The organism is Pseudomonadota bacterium (assembly GCA_010028905.1).
Taxonomy (GTDB): Bacteria; Vulcanimicrobiota; Xenobia; order RGZZ01; family RGZZ01; genus RGZZ01.
In genome coordinates, this window is record RGZZ01000932.1 from 1 (window position 1) to 1,020 (window position 1,020).

The following is a 1,020-nucleotide window of genomic DNA, read 5'->3' on the forward strand; positions in this document are numbered from 1 at the left end:
AGGCGAGAAGGCGAAGCGCCCCCCTACCCGTCTCCTCCCGGCCCCGCCGGCGTGGGAACGGGAGCCTTGGGCGCCGCGCCCTTCCGCGTCGTCGACGGGTCGGTATCGACCGGTGTGGGCTTCTGCGCCGATGGGACCTTCTCAGACGGGGCCGCGTGCTCGGCCGGGGTGGGCACGGGCGGAGCAGGCGCGGAGCCCTCCGGCTCAGGCGACTCCTTGTACATCGGCGGTGGCGGAACGTCGTGGGTCTCTTTCGGCTCTGGGCGGGCCTCGACAGGCGTGGGGCGAGCCGCGTCAGGCGAGGCCTTGGCCTTCGAGAAGCGAGGCGTGGGAGATGACGAAGGGCGGGCGGACGGCCGTGCCCCCGGGGCCTTGGATGAGGCATCGCTCGGCGACGTCAGCTCGACGCCATCGCCAGACGGCTTGTCTGTGGGATCGACGTCACCCTTGTCTGCAGCAGGGGCCTCGCCGCTCGTCACGGGCGCGCGCCCGCGCAGGCGCGACCGCTGATCGTTGACGTTGCGAAAGTCTTCCTTGTTGGTGATGGCGAACTTCGGGTTGGTGCGCAAGAGGTACTTGCCCACCCAGTTGCCCCCCACCAGGGAGACCCAGAGCACAACCACGGTGAGCACCGCGAAGCGCGGCCAGAACCCGGACGCACTCTCGCTCGACTGCTTCGAACCCACGCTTCACGCGCCTCCGTTCGCGCGCCGCGCGCGCTCATTGAAACCTCGCACAGTTTCATCATCCATCGCGTTTCTCCTTCACGGAATCGACCATCCATGCGGGTTTGCGCGAAAAGACTTGAATCCGGTTCTGCATCGCGCACGCCCATCCACAGGCGCGCGCCCCACGTGGCGCGCACCCAAACGGCGCCGCGGACCGCGCCTACGCGGGAACCTTCTGGCCTGCGGCCACCCGAGCGCCGCGCTCGAGGCGCTCTCGGCTGCCCACCACCGCTTCGGCCTCGATGAAGCTGCTGGCTCCGACGACGCAGTCACGGCCGATGAGGGCGCGATC

The 1,020-nt window shown here is 69.6% G+C and carries 1 protein-coding gene; it reads right to left on the minus strand.

What is annotated here, in order from left to right; translation table 11 throughout:
• Positions 1–23 precede the first annotated feature (23 nt).
• Positions 24–686 carry a hypothetical protein gene (locus EB084_26485; GenBank protein ID NDD31810.1) on the minus strand — a complete coding sequence of 221 codons (663 nt, stop codon included), beginning with the start codon at positions 684–686 and terminating at the stop codon, positions 24–26.
• Positions 687–1,020: the final 334 nt, after the last annotated feature.